Origin of the sequence: Mycobacterium sp., from assembly GCF_046091765.1 — a bacterium.
Lineage (GTDB): Bacteria > Actinomycetota > Actinomycetes > Mycobacteriales > Mycobacteriaceae > Mycobacterium.
Window position 1 is genome coordinate 1 of record NZ_JBJTCF010000084.1, and the last position, 3,880, is coordinate 3,880.

At 72.4% G+C, this 3,880-nt stretch carries 1 pseudogene; it reads right to left on the bottom strand.

Features of this window, described 5'->3' with window-relative positions:
* Positions 1–3,362 (bottom strand): annotated as a pseudogene (locus ACKOB8_RS08805) (PE family protein); the annotation flags it as partial.
* Between the last annotated feature and the right edge of the window lie 518 nt (positions 3,363–3,880).

Here is a 3,880-nt window from a genome sequence, read left to right on the forward strand (position 1 = left end):
CCTCCGTTGCCGCCGCTGCCGGCCTTACCCGCGGCGGCAGTACCGCCACCAAGGCCGAACAGGCCACCGGCACCACCGGCACCACCGTTGCCGCCCCTGCCACCGCTGCCGCCGGCCTGGCCGGCCACACCGGTCGAGCCCGCCGATCCAGCAGCACCCGAGCCGCCGTTGCCACCGGCAGCGCCAGCGCCGCCGGAACCGCCATTGCCACCGACTGAGTCGGTACCGGCCTTACCACCCGTGCCACCGGCCGCGCCGTTGCCGCCAATGCCACCAGCACCACCGGCGCCGCCATCATTGCCGGCTGCTCCGGAGTTGCCGGCACTCGCGCCGTTGGCGCCCGCCGTGCCGAACGCCCCGTCACCGCCCTTGCCGCCGCTGCCGGCCAGACCCGCGTTACCACCGGCACCGTTGAACCCGAAAGGCGCCAGCCCCCCAGCACCGCCGGCACCCGCATTGCCACCGACACCACCGTCACCGCCGGCGCCACCGTTGGGAACACCGGAACCGCCATTGCCGCCGGCGGCCGCGTTACCACCGGCACCGCCATTACCCGCGAATCCCGACTGGGCATTGCCACCCTTGCCGCCCTGGCCACCGTCGCCGCCACCGACGCCGTCCTCACCGGTTCCGGCCGCTCCGGAATACCCGGCACCGCCGGCACCGCCGGCACCGCCGTCACCGGCATTGCCGAACCCGACCAGACCGAACCCGGTGCCGTTACCGCCCTGACCGCCCTTGCCGCCAAGCCCACCGCCGAAACCGGGTGTCGTCGACGTGATGCCGTCGCCGCCGGCGCCGCCATCGCCGCCGTCAGCGCCGAGACCCTCCTCACCACGGACACCATTGTTGCCCGCCCCGCGCGCACCAGCGGCACCCCCAGCCCCGGCGTTACCGCCGTTGCCGCCATTGCCCGCGAGGGTCCCGGCAGCACCCTTACCGCCGTTACCACCGGCACCGGCATTGCCGCCGTTACCGCCATTACCGGAATTTCCGGTGGCGCCCGCCGAACCACCCGTGCCGCCCGTACCGACCGCACCGCCGGCACCGGCCGCACCACCGGAACCACCGGCGCCACCGAAACCACCGTTGCCGCCGTTCTGCCCCGCCGCGCCCGCAGTTGAACCGTCGGCGCCGCTGAAGCCGAGTCCACCGTTACCGCCGAGTCCGCCGTTGCCGCCCAGGCCACCAGCCCCGCCGTTGCCGTTGACACCACCCGAACCGGCGGAACCGCCGGCACCGCCAACACCGCCGCTACCCGCATTACCGCCCGCGCCACCGGTCTGACCGTCCACGCTCAGCGCCGTACCAGCCGCCCCCGACACGCCATCGCCACCATCACCACCGACACCGGCCGCACCACCATAACCACCATTACCGCCAACACCCGCCCCAGCCGAGCCACCACCAACACCGCCAACGCCGCCAGCCCCACCAGCACCACCACTACCGGCATTGCCACCATCACCACCGGCCTGGCCCACCGCCGATCCAGCAGCACCCGAGCCGCCGTTACCACCGGCACCTGCCGAACCGCCATTGCCGCCGACGCCCCCGACACCGTCTGTACCGTCCGTCGCGCCCGAACCGCCGGCTCCGCCGGTGCCACCCGCTCCCCCGGCACCACCGATGCCGCCGTTGGTGCCGTCCTGACCGGTTCCAGCAGCGCCGCTGAACCCGTCGCCGCCGATACCGCCGGCACCACCGGCCCCACCCACGCCACCGGAACCGCCGACGCCTGCTACACCGCCGTCGCCCGCGTCACCCCCATCACCGCCGATACCGCCACGGCCGCCCTTACCGCCGGTCGTGCCGGCGGTGCCGTCCACCAACGCACTGGGGCTGTCGATACCGTCGACACCGGCTGCACCCTTGCCGCCATTGCCGGCATTACCGCCGACACCACCGGTGCCACCGACGCCGTCTGCGGCGTTACTGCCATTCGCGCTGAACACGAACAGGATTCGGCCAGTACCCGCAGTGCCCTTTACGCCACCAGACCCGCCGGGGCCACCATTGCCGCCGTTACCGCCATCGCCACCATCGCCACCGGGCAGCGCAGCGTTCGCACCTGTGGCACCGTTGCCACCACGACCGCCGACACCACCGTTGCCACCATAGCCAGCGGCGCCGCCGCGGCCGATCACGAAGCTGCCCTCGCCGCCGTTCCCGCCGTTACCGCCGAAACCGCCGCCGGTGCCGTAGCCGCCCGACTCACCCGGCAGTACGCCGTCTCCGCCGAAGAGACCCGCCCGACCGGTGCCACCGTTACCGCCGTTGCCGCCGGCGCCCCAGACCGACAGCACGCCGACGTTGCCGCCGTTGCCGCCGTCGCCACCATCACCGAACCTCAGCGACTGACCACCGTCGCCACCACCACCGCCGTCGCCGATCACCACACCGCCCCGGCCGCCGTTGCCGCCCTGGCCGCCACCCTCGATGCCGTTGCCACCGACGCCGCCCTGGCCGCCGTTGCCCCACAACGAGAGCAAGCCGGTGTTGCCGCCGTTGCCGCCCACAGCACCGACCTCGAACACCGTCGTCGCACCGCCGGCGCCGCCGTCGCCGCCGCTGCCCAGCAACAGTCCCCCAGATCCACCGGTGCCGCCGATACCGCCACCGGTAGCGCCAGCACCGCCGACGCCGCCCGCACCGCCACGGGCGATCAGCGACAGGGTTCCCGCATTGCCACCGTTGCCGCCGACGCCCCCGACACCGTTGGTCGCGTTGCCCGCCCCCCCGACACCACCGGTACCGCCACTGCCCCACACCGACAGCAAGCCGGTGTTGCCACCGACCCCGCCGCTGCCGCCGTTGCCCGACACATCGGTCGATGCGTTGTAGCCGGCGCCGCCGTTGCCGCCGTTGCCGATGAACAGACCGCCGCTACCGCCCTTGCCGCCGGTGCCACCCGCGGTCAGCGAGGCACCGCCGTCGCCGCCGTTGCCGAACCAGCCGGCCGATCCGCCGTTACCGCCGTTGTATCCGGCACCGCCACTGCCGAAGATGCCGCCGTTGCCGCCGTTGCACGAAGTCGCGCCGTTGGGGCAGTCACCGCTGGTGTAGCTGTAACCGTTGCCCGCAATGATTCCGCCGTTGGGGCTGTCGGCAGTGCCGTTGCCGAAGAAGAGGCCGATGATGCCGGTGGCCGCCGCTGTCTGGGAAGCTGTTGTGGAGGCGGCCGAACCGATCGGCGGCTGCGCGGTGGAGGTCGAAGCAGCGGCCACGTTCGCCTTCGTGGCGCTACCGAGTTCACGGCGGGCGGCTGCCAGCGTGGTCCAGGCCAGCGACGCCAGCGCCGGATCGTCACCGGTGCCGCCACCGGCCAGCCACGACGACAGCTTGGAACCGACATCGCTCACCGAGGTCGATGGCGCTGCGCGCAGAACGACCCCAACGGCCGGAGCGGCCGCCGAATCGGCGGCAGCAGGAGCAGCGTTGCCAGACACGGCCCGAGTCACCGTTTCAGAAGGAGTTGCGTCAACGACACGCGGGGCCGGTGCCGCGATGACCGGCGCTGCGGCCGGACCCGCTTTTCGCGGGCGCGGACTCGCCACCGGGCCGGTATTGCTGCGCGGGCTCGAATAGTCTGCCGAGGTGGGATCGCTTGCGGCCACGCCAGGCCCCGAACGCCGCGGCGTGTTGGCCTTGGTCGAGGCGCTGCTTGCGGACTGATCGCTGGTCGACCCTGCTGAGCCGGTGGTGTCGGCAAAGGCCAACGGCATCGCGACAATGCCTGAACCGACCCCCAGCGCAACGGCGAGCGCCCCAACCCGACCGATGTAGCGGGAGTGACGCCCAGACTGGGAAACGATCGAATCAACAATGGCCACTGTTTGCTCCTCAACATAAAAAAATACGGAGTTCGACCCCGCAACCG